The sequence below is a fragment of the Aeribacillus sp. JST-2 genome (assembly GCF_056032925.1).
On record NZ_JBVVUU010000049.1, the window covers coordinates 1 to 15,002 of the forward strand.

Annotated in this window: 15 protein-coding genes and 1 pseudogene; 2 read left to right on the plus strand and 14 right to left on the minus strand. The window is 35.4% G+C overall.

Features of this window, described 5'->3' with window-relative positions; all coding sequences use genetic code 11:
- Positions 1-125: 125 nt before the first annotated feature.
- The 10 genes from AC0KTX_RS15010 to AC0KTX_RS15055 all read right to left on the minus strand — a co-directional run bounded on the left by AC0KTX_RS15010 (position 126) and on the right by AC0KTX_RS15055 (position 10,364).
- Positions 126-443 carry a hypothetical protein gene (locus AC0KTX_RS15010; protein WP_474252925.1) on the minus strand — a complete coding sequence of 106 codons (318 nt, stop codon included), beginning with the start codon at positions 441-443 and terminating at the stop codon, positions 126-128.
- Positions 444-455: 12 nt separating this feature from the next.
- On the minus strand, positions 456-1,325 hold the full coding sequence (locus AC0KTX_RS15015) for an ABC transporter permease (RefSeq protein WP_474252926.1): 870 nt from the start codon (positions 1,323-1,325) through the stop codon (positions 456-458).
- A gap of 13 nt (positions 1,326-1,338) precedes the next feature.
- Positions 1,339-2,139, minus strand: coding sequence for an ABC transporter ATP-binding protein (locus tag AC0KTX_RS15020; RefSeq protein WP_474252927.1), 801 nt, complete (start codon positions 2,137-2,139; stop codon positions 1,339-1,341).
- A gap of 625 nt (positions 2,140-2,764) precedes the next feature.
- Complete coding sequence (locus AC0KTX_RS15025; protein WP_474252928.1) at positions 2,765-3,748, minus strand: endonuclease I family protein; 984 nt, start codon at positions 3,746-3,748, stop codon at positions 2,765-2,767.
- A 656-nt stretch (positions 3,749-4,404) separates the two neighbouring features.
- Complete coding sequence (locus tag AC0KTX_RS15030; RefSeq protein WP_474252929.1) at positions 4,405-5,142, minus strand: sulfite exporter TauE/SafE family protein; 738 nt, start codon at positions 5,140-5,142, stop codon at positions 4,405-4,407.
- Position 5,143: 1 nt separating this feature from the next.
- Entirely contained in the window at positions 5,144-6,511 is a 1,368-nt protein-coding gene (locus AC0KTX_RS15035) for an amidase (RefSeq protein WP_474252930.1), read from the minus strand.
- Positions 6,504-7,466: a carbon-nitrogen hydrolase family protein gene (locus tag AC0KTX_RS15040; RefSeq protein ID WP_474252931.1), complete on the minus strand. Its 963-nt coding sequence runs from the start codon at positions 7,464-7,466 to the stop codon at positions 6,504-6,506. The genes AC0KTX_RS15035 and AC0KTX_RS15040 overlap by 8 nt, the downstream gene beginning before the upstream one ends.
- A 16-nt stretch (positions 7,467-7,482) precedes the next feature.
- Positions 7,483-8,109, minus strand: coding sequence for an ABC transporter substrate-binding protein (locus tag AC0KTX_RS15045; RefSeq protein ID WP_474252932.1), 627 nt, complete (start codon positions 8,107-8,109; stop codon positions 7,483-7,485).
- A gap of 128 nt (positions 8,110-8,237) precedes the next feature.
- Positions 8,238-8,675, minus strand: a complete 438-nt coding sequence (locus AC0KTX_RS15050; RefSeq protein WP_474252933.1) for a GNAT family N-acetyltransferase — start codon at positions 8,673-8,675, stop codon at positions 8,238-8,240.
- 447 nt (positions 8,676-9,122) lie between these two features.
- Positions 9,123-10,364, minus strand: a complete 1,242-nt coding sequence (locus tag AC0KTX_RS15055) for an HAD-IIA family hydrolase (protein ID WP_474252934.1) — start codon at positions 10,362-10,364, stop codon at positions 9,123-9,125.
- A gap of 595 nt (positions 10,365-10,959) precedes the next feature.
- Here AC0KTX_RS15055 and AC0KTX_RS15060 point away from each other — a divergent pair.
- Together AC0KTX_RS15060 and AC0KTX_RS15065 are read left to right on the plus strand one after the other, a co-directional pair.
- Entirely contained in the window at positions 10,960-11,229 is a 270-nt protein-coding gene (locus AC0KTX_RS15060; RefSeq protein WP_474252935.1) for a hypothetical protein, read from the plus strand.
- A 220-nt stretch (positions 11,230-11,449) separates the two neighbouring features.
- Positions 11,450-11,620 (plus strand): VanZ family protein, encoded by a 171-nt coding sequence (locus tag AC0KTX_RS15065; protein WP_474252936.1) that lies wholly within the window; start codon positions 11,450-11,452, stop codon positions 11,618-11,620.
- Positions 11,621-11,972: 352 nt separating this feature from the next.
- Here AC0KTX_RS15065 and AC0KTX_RS15070 read toward each other — a convergent pair whose 3' ends face one another.
- The 4 genes and pseudogenes from AC0KTX_RS15070 to AC0KTX_RS15085 form a co-directional block, all read right to left on the minus strand.
- Entirely contained in the window at positions 11,973-12,539 is a 567-nt protein-coding gene (locus AC0KTX_RS15070) for an NADPH-dependent FMN reductase (protein WP_474252937.1), read from the minus strand.
- Positions 12,540-12,554: 15 nt separating this feature from the next.
- The gene (locus AC0KTX_RS15075) at positions 12,555-13,613 is read right to left on the minus strand and encodes an LLM class flavin-dependent oxidoreductase (protein WP_474252938.1); all 1,059 of its coding nucleotides are present in this window, start codon (positions 13,611-13,613) and stop codon (positions 12,555-12,557) included.
- 165 nt (positions 13,614-13,778) lie between these two features.
- Positions 13,779-14,002 (minus strand): annotated as a pseudogene (locus tag AC0KTX_RS15080) (superoxide dismutase); the annotation flags it as partial.
- A 413-nt stretch (positions 14,003-14,415) separates the two neighbouring features.
- Positions 14,416-14,856: a MarR family winged helix-turn-helix transcriptional regulator gene (locus tag AC0KTX_RS15085; protein WP_474252939.1), complete on the minus strand. Its 441-nt coding sequence runs from the start codon at positions 14,854-14,856 to the stop codon at positions 14,416-14,418.
- Positions 14,857-15,002: the final 146 nt, after the last annotated feature.

Below are 15,002 nucleotides of genomic sequence, written 5' to 3' on the forward strand. Positions count from 1 at the left end.
CTAACATTATTGCCAGGAATTCGTGAGTGTTTTCCTTATTTTTTGGGTTAAATCACAAAATGTGGTGATGAATCTTTATAATAGACCGTAACTCTCCCCCTTTTGCTTTTGCAAACGCATTATGTTCAGGCCCCCCCTATAAACCCCCACGCTTGACCGGTTAATACAGCATTGGTATGGGCTCCACCTCCTGTTAATGTTGTCACTAAAACATCAATTCCTTCAAAAAACCCTTGATCAATAGCAACATATAAAGGCAAATAACCTAAATTATGAACAGGCTCTGCAATGACAATTTTTTTATTGTCTTTTTTTTCACTGCTTGACACGTTAGCTGTAGTACTTTCACTTTCCTCGCTTCCACAGGCTGTTAGGACTAAAAGATGAAATACACTTAAGAACAGAAATAATAGAAATCGATTATTGATTCGTAATAGATTCAACACTACCCCTCCCTATTTATTATGATGTAGCATTCCTGCTAGTAATATCTTTTCTAATTGCCCAACAATTAAGTAGAGGATCATTGATAGCAATGAGAGATTAAAAATTCCTGCCCAAATTAAACTAATCTCATAAGTTTGTCCTGCGTAAAATATCATTCTTCCAATTCCGTTTGTAGAACCTATATATTCACCTACAATTGCTCCTGTTAAAGCTAAACCTATGTTAATTCTTAAAGCTGAAATAATAGATGGCATTGTCCAAGGAACGACCACTTTAGTAAATACTTGGAAACGAGTAGCACCAAGAGAATAAATCATACGAATTAAATCATTATCTATTTGCTTCATACCATTATAAGTAGTTAAAGTTGTAATAACGATGGTAATGGCAACAGCCATCGCGATTTTGGAACTAATGCCTAACCCGAAGATTAAGACAATAATAGGAGCTAATGCCAGCTTTGGCATTGCTTCAAACATGATAATAAAAGGTTCTGCAATCTTGGCATAATATTTAGACCACCAAAAAGATAATCCTAATAATGCACCACCTAGCGTTCCGATTATAAATCCAGAAATGGTTGATTGGAATGTAAATAACGTATCTCGCCATGCAGTTCCATCTTGAATAATTTGCATCCATGTTGCAAAAATCTCTGATGGAAGACTCCAGAAGAAAGGATCAATAATTTCGAAACGGGCTCCTAACTCCCAACAAACGATAATCATGAAAAAGACAAGGAATCTACCAATATTTAATAAGATGTTGTTTGGTTCTTTGTTTTCCAGATATTTCAATATGGATTTTTGTACTGTTTCCCTTTTTGTTTTTATTTTACTGAGGGAAGAAATTTCATTGCTTATTCTCGTATTTTCCAAATTCACTCACCCCTTAATGTAATGTTGCTTCTATTTTTTGAGATTTTTTAACTTCTTCCGATAGTAAGGATAAAGCCCTTTCTTTATAGCTAATAAAAGCACTTGAGGTAACAATAGTAGGTTTTCTTGGACGAGGAATATCTATAACAATATGTTCTTTAATTCTTCCAGGTCGGGCTGACATAATGTAAACTTCATCTGACAGATAGATAGCCTCATCTATATCATGTGTAATAAACAATATTGTTTTCTGGAAGTCATCCCATAAATCTAACAGCCATTCTTGCATAAACGAACGGGTTTGCGCATCGAGTGCACCAAATGGTTCATCCAACAGAATAATATCTCTGTCATATAAAATAGTCCTTAATAAAGCAGCACGTTGACGCATCCCACCAGAAAGTTGTGAAGGATAACTATATTCAAATCCTTTCAAACCATATTTTCCTAAAAATGGTATCGCTATTTTTTCTGCTTCTTTTTTTGATACTCCCTTCAGTTCCATTCCAAGGATGACGTTATCTACAATTGTCCTCCAAGGAAGTAATAAATCTTTCTGTAACATGTAACCTACAATTCCGGACATTCCACTGACTGATTTCCCATCCACTAGAATATCTCCCTCAGTGGCTTCCATTAAACCTGAAATAATATTAAATAATGTTGATTTTCCACAACCACTTGGGCCAATAATACTGATAAATCGATGATTGGGAATTTTCATGTTAATGTTTGAAATAGCCGTTGTTGGGTTGTTTAAATGTGACTGAAAAACTTTGGTGACATTTACCAATTCCAGTTTATAATCTGCCATGAATTCAGTTATCACTCCTTTAATTTTGTTAATTTGATATTAATAAAACTTACATACATTTGGTTATCTATTATTTGTATGAGAGAATTCTTAACATAAAGTGTGACAATATACTAAAACACAATTACTGTAGTGGGACTTGGGGTGACTGGCAAGAAGGTCTATCTATTTCAGAAATAGAAATAACAATGGGAATTAATTGGCGAACAACTAAGAACTATGCGGATGAAGATCAACTCCCTAAACAGAATCATTTAAAAAGAAAGGGATGATGCATGAGGAAAAGTGGGGAGTCATGTTTCAGATTGGCTGTTTGAGGATTTCAAGTAAAAACTGCAAGTCCCTTAAATAAAACACTCATTGAGACAGCTTGTACTGCCTCTCTATTGGGGGATTCTAAAGGCATATTAGAGAGATTTGAAAATAATTCCTAGTAAAATCCAAAAGTTTTTTCTAAGAGGATTTCATTATGTTTATCCAATATCATTATCAGGCAATAGTTTGAAGTATTCATGAAAATCCATTCCCGTTCTATGTAAGAAGAAAAAAATAACCGAAGGAGCGGAGATTGTTCTATAGTCCAATCAATAGAATAGTTCCCTTTGATAAACTCAATTGTGCGCTGTCATCTCCTGACTGCTCCTTCATCGGCACATCCTCTCATTTGAAACGGGAACTTTATTTTATGCGCTAGTTCTTGAAAATCTATAAAAGGATTGCGGTTTCCCTGGATATAATAAATTGATTGGTTTCGATGCTTCTCATAGATGGAAACGGGAAATGTTTCATGCCAATGAATCAGTAAAGAAAGATTAATTTGTTTAAGGCAGCTTTTTTTTATTTCATTAGGGTATCGCAGCAAAAAATACATCATTGCCCGTGCGGCAGCACCCTTACCGTGTTCCGGTTCGAATCGGCCGTCTTTGACAATTCCACAGCGATTGCGAATTTTTTCTTCGGGCGATTCCGGCTGATAAAAAGCAAAGTCATAAAAAGGATAATTAGATCTTTTGACATTGCACGCCGGATGACAAACAAATAAATGATGCAAATCGCTTTTCATCGGTTCCCGTGCATGAAACCAAGACTGCGGAACAATATGCTCGGTATTATATTTTAAACGCAAGTCAATGTTTTTTATTTTTTTCAATAAAGAAACATCCTTGTTGCTGGCCATTTCCAAAAGAGCTTGAAATTGTTCATATCTTTTTTTGATTATTTCGAAATCTTCTTGAATGATTCGGCTTGGATCGCTTTTTTCGCCGGAATAGATGCTTTTCACTGTTCCATCAGGCTGCAAATCAACCCATGTATATAAATAAAAATCTTTGCTCAAAAAATACGGCAGCTGATTTTTATGCGTTTTTTTCACTAGATTATGATAAAGATAAAATAGATGAAGCCCCTCCTTTTCTTTTTTAATGACATTTTTGTAATAAAGCTCAATATCCTTTTTGTCTTTTTCCTGATCAAAATAAAATTTAGTGTCTTGACGAATTTTTTCCTGATTCTGCAAAAGTGTAAGGGATGGCCTGGTGCGATCTTTTTTTTGCCATTCCTTGTGTTCTACAATATTTTTCATTAAAGACGCTTCTTTTCTCTTCATCATTCCTCATACCCCAAATAATTTGTCGAGTATCACGCTATTTCGTGAAAATAATCAAACGTTTGTTTAATTTTTGCTGCTTCGATTTCGGGTTGCACGAAACTCAGACCTAAGCAATGAGTGACGTCCGACCCGCTACTTCCATTGTATAGGTTTTTTTGTTGCTTAAACAACGAAAAAGCGAAAATTTTTCGCATTTTCAATCAGGTTTCATCAAAGCAACGCTAGTGGAACAACCCTTATAACAGTTCCTTTCACCATCCAGCCGGACAATTGTTTTCAAACGCTATGTCAAGGTTCTACTATTGACAAACTATCAAAACGTTTAAATGCTAAATTCATCATGATTGTACAAAATAAAAAAGAAACCTCCTTGGTATAGTACAGGTTGTCAAGACTTGAACCTTAATTTAAAAATACCAAAGGAGGGCTCAAAATGATTGATACCTTTATTATAGTTAGGCAAAGAAAAAGCAGCCTATTCCTTAATATGAATGATGCGCTAATTTGTGTAAAAAGGAAGCGGTTGGATTGGCCGGGAATTTAGGTTTACTGGCCTGGGAGTATGATTTTACACAATAATTAGGACTTGGCCGTTGGACTGTTCTAAGTAGGAAATAAAAATTTTAAGAAACTTACTTGGACTTTGCATTTATGGATTATAAAAAATTAATTAATAATAAAATCGCACTTGCTATTGGAGTAAGTACCATTCCATATCGCAAAAAAACTTTCGGCAGCTTTTTTGTTAATTTTGCTCCAATGTATGTTCCTGTCATGGTTCCCAAAGCTACCTTTATAAACAATAATCCATCAAAATATCCATTTTGAATAGACCCAAAAGATGCCGCTAAAGAGATAGGTAAAATGACTAACATGGTTGTTCCTGCAGCAAATCTAAGCGGAAAATTTAGCCATTTAATAAGTGATAATTGAATAAAAGGTGCTGCCCCAATACCGAACGTACCTGAAATAAGTCCGTTTCCAAGACCAATCACAGCATAATGATAAAAAGCAGGCTCCTTTTTCCATTCATTTTCATATACTATTTTTGTTCTTATCCAAATTAGAATCCCCGAAATAGCTAAAGTGGCTACGGTACAAAACATCAAAATCTTTGGATCAATGAATATGGTTAATCGCATTCCAAAATAGGATCCAATTGCACCAAACAATCCTACCATAACACCCTGTTTCAAAAATATATTTCCTTCTCGAAAATGACTTAAGCTTCCCGACAACACACTGAAAACCATTACTACCACGGCAGTACCTAAAGCAGTATGAATGGGAATATGAAAAATAGTAACAAGAATAGCAATAATAAATCCAGATCCTCCCGCCCCAATAAAACCTAACACTAGTCCTAACAAAAACATAGTTATAATAATTAACATACTATACACCAAGAATCTCTGGAGTTTTTAGATGCCAATCAGTCGCCTTTTGAAACAAATAACCTGCATCAATTAATTTTTGTTCTTCCATTGGTCCAGTGATAAGCTGTATTGCTAACGGAAGGTTATTATTGGAATATCCAGCAGGAAGTGTCAAGGTTGGTACGCCTGCATTTGTAAACGGAAGATTGTAAGCAGGAGAACCTGTTGACAATATCCCTTCTGGTGCGGGTGTTGGTGTTGCGGGTGTTAATAAAAGATCTACATCAGTAAACATATTACTTAACTCCTGTCGAAAAATTGATCTTATTCGTTGTGCTTTTAAATAATCATTTGCCTTAATTTGTAACCCTTCACGTATAAATTCTTGTAAATAATCACCAAAGCGGGATGAATCCTTTTGAAATTCATCGGCATGATAATGAGCCGTTTCTGCCTTCATCACAATATGTTGGGCTGCATTTGCAGCCTCCAAGCTTTTTGGTAATTGAACCATAATTACTTTAAATCCAATGCTTTCAAACTGTCGAATCGCCTCTTCAACTGCTTCACATAACTCACCATCAGTAGTTTGAAAATACTCATCTGCAACGATACCGATAGTGTAGTTTCTCTTATTCTCTCGTATAACCAGTTTTTCCTTTGGCAATGTCCATGTGGACTGATCTTGCAAATCAGGTCCAGAAATTTCATTATACACAAGAACGGTGTCCTCCACCGTTTTCGTAAAAACACCTACATGATCCAAACTCCAGCTCACAGGAATAACCCCAGCTTTACTTATTCTTCCATATGTTGCTTTTAATACTGTGAGTCCATTATATGCTGCAGGTCTTGACAGCGATCCAGCTGTTTGAGTCCCCAATGACATTAATGCCATGCCCGCTGCTACTGCTGCAGCTGAACCTGAGCTCGATCCTCCTGGTGTATGATTGATATTCCAAGGGTTTCTTGTTTCCGGCGGTCCTCCCCAGTTTGCAAATTCAGTTGTTGTGGTCTTTCCAAGCAATATAGCCCCCGAATTATTTAATTTATTAATAACAGTTGCATTATGGTCAGGAACAAATCCTTTTAATACGTTCGATCCTCCTTCTGTTGGTATATGTTCAGTATATATGATATCCTTTGCTGCATAAGGAATGGCTGTTAAAGGTGAGCAATCATCAAAGTTATTCGTCATTTTCTCCAATTCCTTAGCTCGTTCCATTGCTAATTCCTTTTCTACCCTTACCCAAGCTTTAACTTCTGGTTCCACCTTTTCAATCTGTTCCAAAAATATTGTCATTATCTCTGTTGGTGAGATTTTTCTTTCGGTTAATAAGCGATGAGTCTCTGCAATTGTCAAAGACGATGGTGTTGTATTAATCAATGGCAACTACTCCCTTCGGTTCAAAAAGAGGTACGGTTTCTTTCTCAAGATTATAATTCCTTATTTTTTGCAGTTCTTGAGAATAAGCATAGTATAAATCAACTTGCAAAAAATTCAAAAGGTTTAATTTACTCCGATATTTTTCTACTTTTTGATGATCTATTTCTAATTGAAGAAACTGCCATGGTTTGCTATCTAAATGGTTTTTAACTTCTTTGCCACTAGGGTCAAATGCACAACTAAGCCCAAAGAAACTGGATTTGATTTCTCTTCCATTATCTTCAAGCACTTCTTCTCCTGCTTTATTTACCCCAACAACATATAAACCATTTTCTCTTGCTCTTGCTTGACATTCTAAAAGCCATGCATTTTTCCTTTCCTCTCCGCCAGCTGCAGTAGGAATAACAATTGCTTCTGCTCCCTGTAGGGCTAATGCCCTTGAAGCCTCTGGAAAAGACCGATCAAAACATATTAATATTCCAACTTTTATGCCTTTAATATCAAATACTGGAAATTGAGTTCCTCTCTCAAAATAAAAAGATTCATCTGTTGTTAATGTTGTAAGAGATATTTTCGGAATATGCGTTTTTCGGTAGAACCCTATCATTTTTCCACTGTCGGAAATAAGAATCGCTGTATTAAAGTAGCTTATTTTATGATTTTGCACACATTTTTCGAAGATAGTAATAATGATATAAACCCCACTATCTTTTGCTTTTTTTGAAAAAAATTGAAATGTTTTTCCATCCAAAGGTTCAGCGAATTCAAAAAATTTCTTATCATATACCTTACAAAAATAAGGAGTTGTCATTAACTCTGGAAATATGATTAAATCCGCATCCGGAACATTTTGCAATGCCAAATCAAAATGAGCAGATAACTGTTCAATTCGATTTGCATAACTATCACCAGTACGATATGGACCACTTTGCAACCCAACGATTTTTAGTTTCATAAAAACATATCCTCCATTAATTTTTTGGAAAAAATTCCGTATTCACAATATCTTCATATCTCATATCATTTTTCATATTGCCGACAAATTTTTGCATATCAATTGCAGTAGTAAAGGCTTCTTCCGTAATAGCAACATGTTTTGGATAAACATTACTTTTTATCATACGTTCAACCGCTTTATCAACTTCTTCTCCATTTAATTCCGGAAATTCTTTTCTAGCCACTTCCTTTGCTTTTTCGGGATCCTCATGAATTAGTTTAAGAGATTCATTAATAGAATTTACAAAACGTTTAACTAAGTCAGGGTTTTCATCAATCATTTTTTGGGATGTGTTAATAGTTGAAAATGCATATTCAGGATAATCTTTTGTAAAATCATAGATTAATTTCAATCCTTGGGCTAAACCTTGCTCGATTTGTGGTTGATAAGCTACTGCTATATCTGCCTCACCGGCAAGAACTGGACCCAATTCAGATCCATTTTGAACCTCAGTTACTTTAACATCCTTGTTAATATCAAGGTGATTATCTTTGAGCAGTCGTTTCAACAAAGTATTTGAAGTTCCAGGCGCCAATCCTACAATAATTCTTTTTCCTTTTAAATCAGCTGGAGAATCAAATTTTACGTTTTTGTTAGCCAAAATCCAAAATTCCCATCACAATGCAGATAGCAGGAAAAAACGAACATCTTTTGTACAATAGCCGCTGTCAGAGCCAGTTTTAATCGGTTTGATCCATGGTCTTTTTTTAAAGGTTTTGCACTAAACAATTATTTTAAAGTTGTTTTCAATACATAACTTACTTTGTCGTAACCCATTTTATGTTCGTAAAAGCGGTGTGCATCTGTACGCTGCAAACCCGAAGATAAGGCAACACTTTCATATTTATTTTCCTTCGCCCATTGATGGACATATGAAAGGAGTTTTTTTCCGTAACCTTTCGAGCGGTTATATACATCTGTAACTAAGTCGCACACCCATATAAATCTGCCGTAATAAAGAGTGATCATTGGCTGGAAACCAACAACTGCCGCTATCTCATCGCCATTATATAAGGCAAACATTTTGTACCCTTCTTTTTCTTGTGCTTCACTGACCAATTCAAGATAAGAACTTTCATCAAGATGAGTTCGCAACTGTTTCATAACTGGAAAAGCCTCAATTATCTCATGGCGTGACCGGAGTTCTTTAATGCTTAAATTGTTCATAAAACCGTCCCCTTTCTGAAAATTACATGAATGTTATTCTATGACAAAATCCTATGTAAAATTTTAACACGGAAATCTTTCTCATTGGAAAAAACCAGCCAAGAAACCTAGATTCCCGGCAAAATTACTATCTACTTTTTAACGAGCCACCCTTGTCAATTTATATCACGTGTTGAAAATAATAAACGCTGGGCAATTAACGCCAGCGTTTTTTTTTTGAAAAAAGTTTGATCAAAATGGATTTGTACTCAAAAAAGACGGCTTCACCTTTTAAAAAGTTCCATTTTTTGTCTTCCACCATTTATTTCATGTTCTGTATTTCGGGGAACTATTCTAGCAAATTAAACTAATTTTTAATTCTCTTCAGCCATTGAATACAATTAAGTTAATATACAGTTTATCACTCCGTTTGTGGAATTTCACTTCTCCAGTTTTTCTAAGCGGGTATTAACGGATATATGATAAACTCTTTTTTTCTAATGCATCTTTAAGCCATCTCGGATGCATTCTTATGAGATCTTCCGGTAAGCGGTTTAGGTCAAAATAATCTACATCTAATGCTTCTTCACTTTCTCTATTTAAAGTTCCTCCTACAACTTCACATTCAAAACAAGTCGTAATAAACTGACACACTTCCCCGTTTGGATATGAAAAAACTTGTGAAACAGGATCAGAATAAATTCCGATTAATCGGGTTACTTTAACTCTTAAACCGGTTTCTTCCCAAATTTCTCTTATGATTGCTTCCTCCACAGTTTCTCCCGGTTCAACATGTCCCGATGGAATCCCCCATAAGCCGTTATCTTTGCGTTTCATTAGGAGTACTCGCTGTTTGTTGTCAAAAATTATACCGGCTACTCCCGCTTCGACTTTTTCGGGCCAAGAAAAGGAAGGAGAAAACCATTTTTTTATGTTGATATTACTGTCAAATAAACTCTTTAAATTTGGTATCGTAGCATCTGGATTGCGAAAATCCCTTGCTGACGGGAATTTTTTAATTTTTCGGTCTGATACTAAAATGGCTGGTATTCCCGCCTGATGTGCACCCAAAACATCCGTATATGGATTATCACCCACCATTACTGCTCTGGAGGATGATGTAAAATCTTCAAGCGCTTTTTTAAACATATAAGGGTTTGGTTTTCCTACAATAATAGGTCTCCTATTTGTTGAAACCCGTATGGCTTCTACTATTGCTCCTACGGCAGGTAAAGGACCTTCTGGGGTAGGAAACGTTCTATCTGCGTTTGTCGCAACAAATTTTGATCCTCTGTGAATTAATTTCGCCGCTTTCTGGATATCATGAAAAGACACATCATTGTCCCACCCGACAACAACGGCTTCTGCGTCGTTTTGATCTTGTATATTAATACCAACTTGTTGGCATTCCCATTTTAAATTTTCATCACCTAAAACAAGTGCTGTTTTTATTTTTTTATCCTGTAAATATTGGGCAGTCAGCCAAGATGACGTTATTACTTCCTCTCTTGTTGCTTCTATGCCCAGACTAATTAACCGTTTTGCTATCTTTTCACGTGTTGTACATGGATTATTTGTTAAAAACCGAATCCCTTTCTTTTCTTTCCGGAGACACTTAAGTGATTCTATTGCTTCTGGAAGCGATTCAGATCCTAAATAAATTACTCCATCTAAATCAAATAAAAATACATCAAATTCATCAGCTATCATAATATTCTCTCCTTGGTTTGATGAAGCCATCCCATATCAAGTCCATTAAATGATAAGATGAAATTGCCATATAAAAGGGAATATATCATTTATAGAGCAAAAAATAACGAAGGGAGGGCAATCCCTCTCATTTTTCCACTGGTTAAATTTGTGTTATTGATACATCCTTTTAAATTCCTCATTAATATCTCGCAATGTCGGTTCTAGTTGTTCGATTGGTAAACTAGGCTTAGTGCCCGATACATCTCTTCGTTGAATTCTATTTTTCTTTATTTGCATTAATTAATAAATACATACCAGAACATAGCTCCATCAACTGAATTTATCTTCAAGAAAAGATAGGCTGTCATTTTGAATTAAATGATCATTTACCTTTGGACGATTTCGAATGTCACAAGCAATATTGTGCGTTTCTTCCACAAAAGCATCCCTAGTGAATGTCTATTTTGTTGTAAAAGTGTTCTATTCAAACGTAACACAAATTTGTTGAATAGTCTAAAATTTAAATTCCTATTATCGGAATTGCACTTAATAATTACCTTCAAAATTTTGGACGAAGTAGAGTCATGAAACTTGCAATTGGCAGCAGATTTTAATGGCTATTATTTGGTATGCAACAAATTATATACAGCTTATTTCAAATCAATTTTTTGAAAATAATTTTTGTTCTGTAACGAATTCCTTTATAACTATGTTTTGCGCCTTTATGACATTTGCAACAGCTTATGAAGGCGACTCAGCACCTCTACCATGTGAAAAAAAGTCAATCCCTGCTGCTACGTATGTTATTTTTGAAGTAGTCGGACCAATGCCTTTAGAATGGAGAGTCTATTTCATGTTAAGTTGGCTGCTGCAGAGATTATAGTTATTTTTGTTATCCCTGTATGTATGTTCTATATCCTAATCCGATTGTTATTTATAAAAAAGTGCAAAATAAAATTACGGAGTGAAGTGTTCCGGTTGGGTATAATATCTTATACCATTTGTATAATTTGTATTGTTTGGGTAAAACCGGTACCCATTTTAAATTATCTCCCTTTTAATATTATTCCTTTTAAAACGTTATCTTCATATATAATTGAATTTTGGAGTGGCAGGCTAGTAATATTATAGGCAATGTATTATTAACCTTACCTATTGGCTTTTTCCTATTTTTTAGATATAAAACAAATGAATTACGCAAGCTCCTTCTTATTGCGTTTTCTATTCCGTTACTAATTGAATTGATTCAGTTACTACTGCATTATCAAATTTAGGGACAAGAATTATTGATATTGATGATATCTTATTAAATATGTTGGGTATATTGGTCGGTTATTATACTACTTTGTTCATGTTAAAAAGAGAGAAGATATTCAAAAAAATTTCTAGTCTTTTAGGCTGCACAAATTAAAGTTTTACTAATATCATCATGGAAAATCCCTTGAATACAGATTCTTCTTCCTCCCTCTTTTTCCCTTCCAGATACCAACCTAATAACAGGAGAGAAGAACTTTTTATAGAAGAGGGAGAAAATAACAAGAAAACAATTCTGTGTATAGATAATAAAGTTGTTTAAAATAGTTATCTCTAATTTTCGATTAAAGCCCCTTCCTTGACCATGATTGATTAAAATCCATATTTTTCTTCCTTTGCTTTCCGTATACTCTGATAGGTTTCTGCTAATATCATTGTATCTTCAACTAACCGATCAATCCGGAATAAGATATCATCATTGATAATCTTACTTCGATAGAAATCCTTTTCTTCAATAAATACATATTTTTGTACGATTTGAGCCTTCATAAAGGACAAAATCGGTTTTAATTGTTGTTCAGCTATTAAATAATGTTTGGATGAGCCTGCCGTCACAACAATGCTGGCGATTTTATCTTGCAACGCGTCTTTAGGAAGAAGATCAAATATATTTTTTAAAGCAGCCGGTATGGAAGCCTGAAAGATGGGTGTCCCAATTATAAGTACATCTGCTGCCATGACTGTTTCTGCTACAAATTTTGTATCTCCTTCATATTCCGTATAGTTTCGTCCATCACTAAACTCAACTTTCAATTCTGCTAAATCCAGCAATGTTACTTCATATTGCGGATATTTTTCTTTCAGGGATTTCACTGTATAGTCCATTGCAGTTCTTGTTTTAGTGCCGACATTTGATCCGGCTATCGCAACAATCTTCACTTTTAATTCCCTCCTTTACTTCTTTGCTGTATATTTTTTGATGGCAGGTAAAATCTCGGTGCCAAGGATTTCAATATTTCTTTTTATCTTATCAAACGGAACGCCGCCGAAATCCAATTGCGCCATGTAACGTTGGTGTCCAAACTGTTCATGTTGATATAGAATTTTTTCTATTATTTGTTGAGGACTGCCAACATTCATTACATTCCGGGTATCAGCCCCTTGCGCAAACAGTTGTTTTGAAAATCCTTGGCCATTTGTCAGCTTCATTCCCTCATTAATGTGCGGATAATATTCCTTTAATGCTTGTTGTGTCGTTTCAGCAGCATAGAAAAAGCCTGTCGTTGCAACCGGAAAATCTGCTGGATTATAACCTGCTCGTATTAAAGACTGACGGTAAACATCAATAGTGTTTTTAAAATAAGACACAGGTCCACCCAACATAGCTAAGGCCATAGGAACACCTTGGAAACCCGCTTTAATGGCACTGGCAGGTGTACCGCCAACAGCACGCCAAATCGGCAACGAACCCTCTTTAGGACGCGGCAACACCTTGGCATTTTTTAATGGAGCCCGATAATTGCCGCTCCAATTCACCACTTCATTTTCATTAATTTGCAACAACAGTTCAAATTTTTCTTCAAATAATTCTTCATAGTCACGAAGGTTATATCCTAACAATTCAAACAGTCCCACTCTCGAGACACGACCAGCAATAATCTCGGCACGACCATTTGAGATTAAATCAATTGTCGCAAAATCTTCATATACACGAACCGGGTCTGATGTACTAATAATCGTTGAGGAGCTTCCAATTTTTATTTTTTCAGTTGCTTGAGCGATTGCTGCTAATACAATAGTGTGTGCTTGAGCGGTAAAATATTCTTGATGGCTTTCACCTACACTAAAGAAATCAATACCTGCTTGCTCAGCTAACTTAGCCATTTCTATAATTTCCTTAATTCGTTGTTGTGCTGAAATACGTTCACCTGTGTGCGGGTTCGCCAAATGATCACCTAATGTGTAAATTCCAAACTCCAATCCTTTGCTTGAATCTATACGATATTTTTTCATTCTACTATCTTCCTCCCTGCTAATCATTGTCAGCTTTTCGTATGGCATAACCGCTGACATCTCCGTCATTTCCGCAACTTTGTTAAAAGGGACATTGTATAGTCAATTTGAACGATATTTTCTTTCCATGCAACTGGCTGCTCTTTATTGAACTGAAACCAAGGCATTCGCTACAAAGATCGTCCAGAATAAACTATGGTTTGCGTGGCTGCCGCCATTATTGAGTACAGCTGTACGGATGTTTTCCGGCACTTCATCCAAATGGGAGATCAAGTCTTAAACGAATTTATTTTCCAATTGCTTGTGTGCCCTTGAATAGCATTGTTTAAATTTGCAACGCATGTGTGTATGATGGATTTCCATCGTTTTTTGTCAATGTAAGGTTCCAATGCATCATAAGCTAAGGCAAATGCTGATCATGCAAACACCATGTTTTCATCCTCCTGTTCATACGTTCATAATAATTATCAGTTAAGTCCTTAACTCAAATCTGATGTTAGTTTAATTCTTAATTGAGAAGCTGTCAATGATTTTGCACGAGCCATTTATAGAGAATTCCATCACATGCAAATAAATCTTAACGCCAACATCCCTAATTTTTTTTGCGGCGACACTGTGGCAAGAAGTGATATAATTAGCCGATTTTTATGCAACTACAAAGAAAAGAGAGGCTGTCTGAAAAGCCCATTTTAGTGTTACATGTTTCCAAATAAAAAACCAAAGAATGTTGATTTAACAGCACTCTTTGGTCTTACTTTTATCATGATTGGGATGAAAAACCATTTTAGAAAATGGTTTTCCGTTATTTTTCCACTTTTCGAAGCAGATGAAGCAATTTTTTTTTCTCTTCAATCGAAAGATTTTTGAAAAAATCTTTCTGAAAATCTTCAAGAACCGAATTGGCTTCCCTATAGATAGTTTCTCCTTTTTCTGTAAGTGAAATATAATTTGTTTTCCATTCTTTTTCTTTTTTTATTAGATCCATTTGCTCCAATTTCTTGATAAGCTGTGTGATGTTTGCTTTTGTTACCAGCAATTGATCGGCAAGCTCCTGCTGGGATAAAGTCCCCGCTGCAGCAATTCTGCTGATTACTTCAAATTGAGCATTGGATATATCCCATTTTTTTAAAATTTTATTTGTTTCTGTTGTATTATTCTTGTAGATTCGGAAGATTCTGTACCAAAGGATAACGCTAAATTTCTTATCTCTGTTTGATTTTGTCATTGAAGGTTCGGTTTTCAATTTTTTCCCTCCTCGTATACTAAGTTTCAGAAAGTTTTTTTATCGAATTTCCAGTCCGATACGCTCCTTGACAATCGCATATCTTGGGTGGTTGCCTTTGTGGGAGGGGCGCGCCCCTCCCACAAAGGGTTGAGCGTACCGGGGTT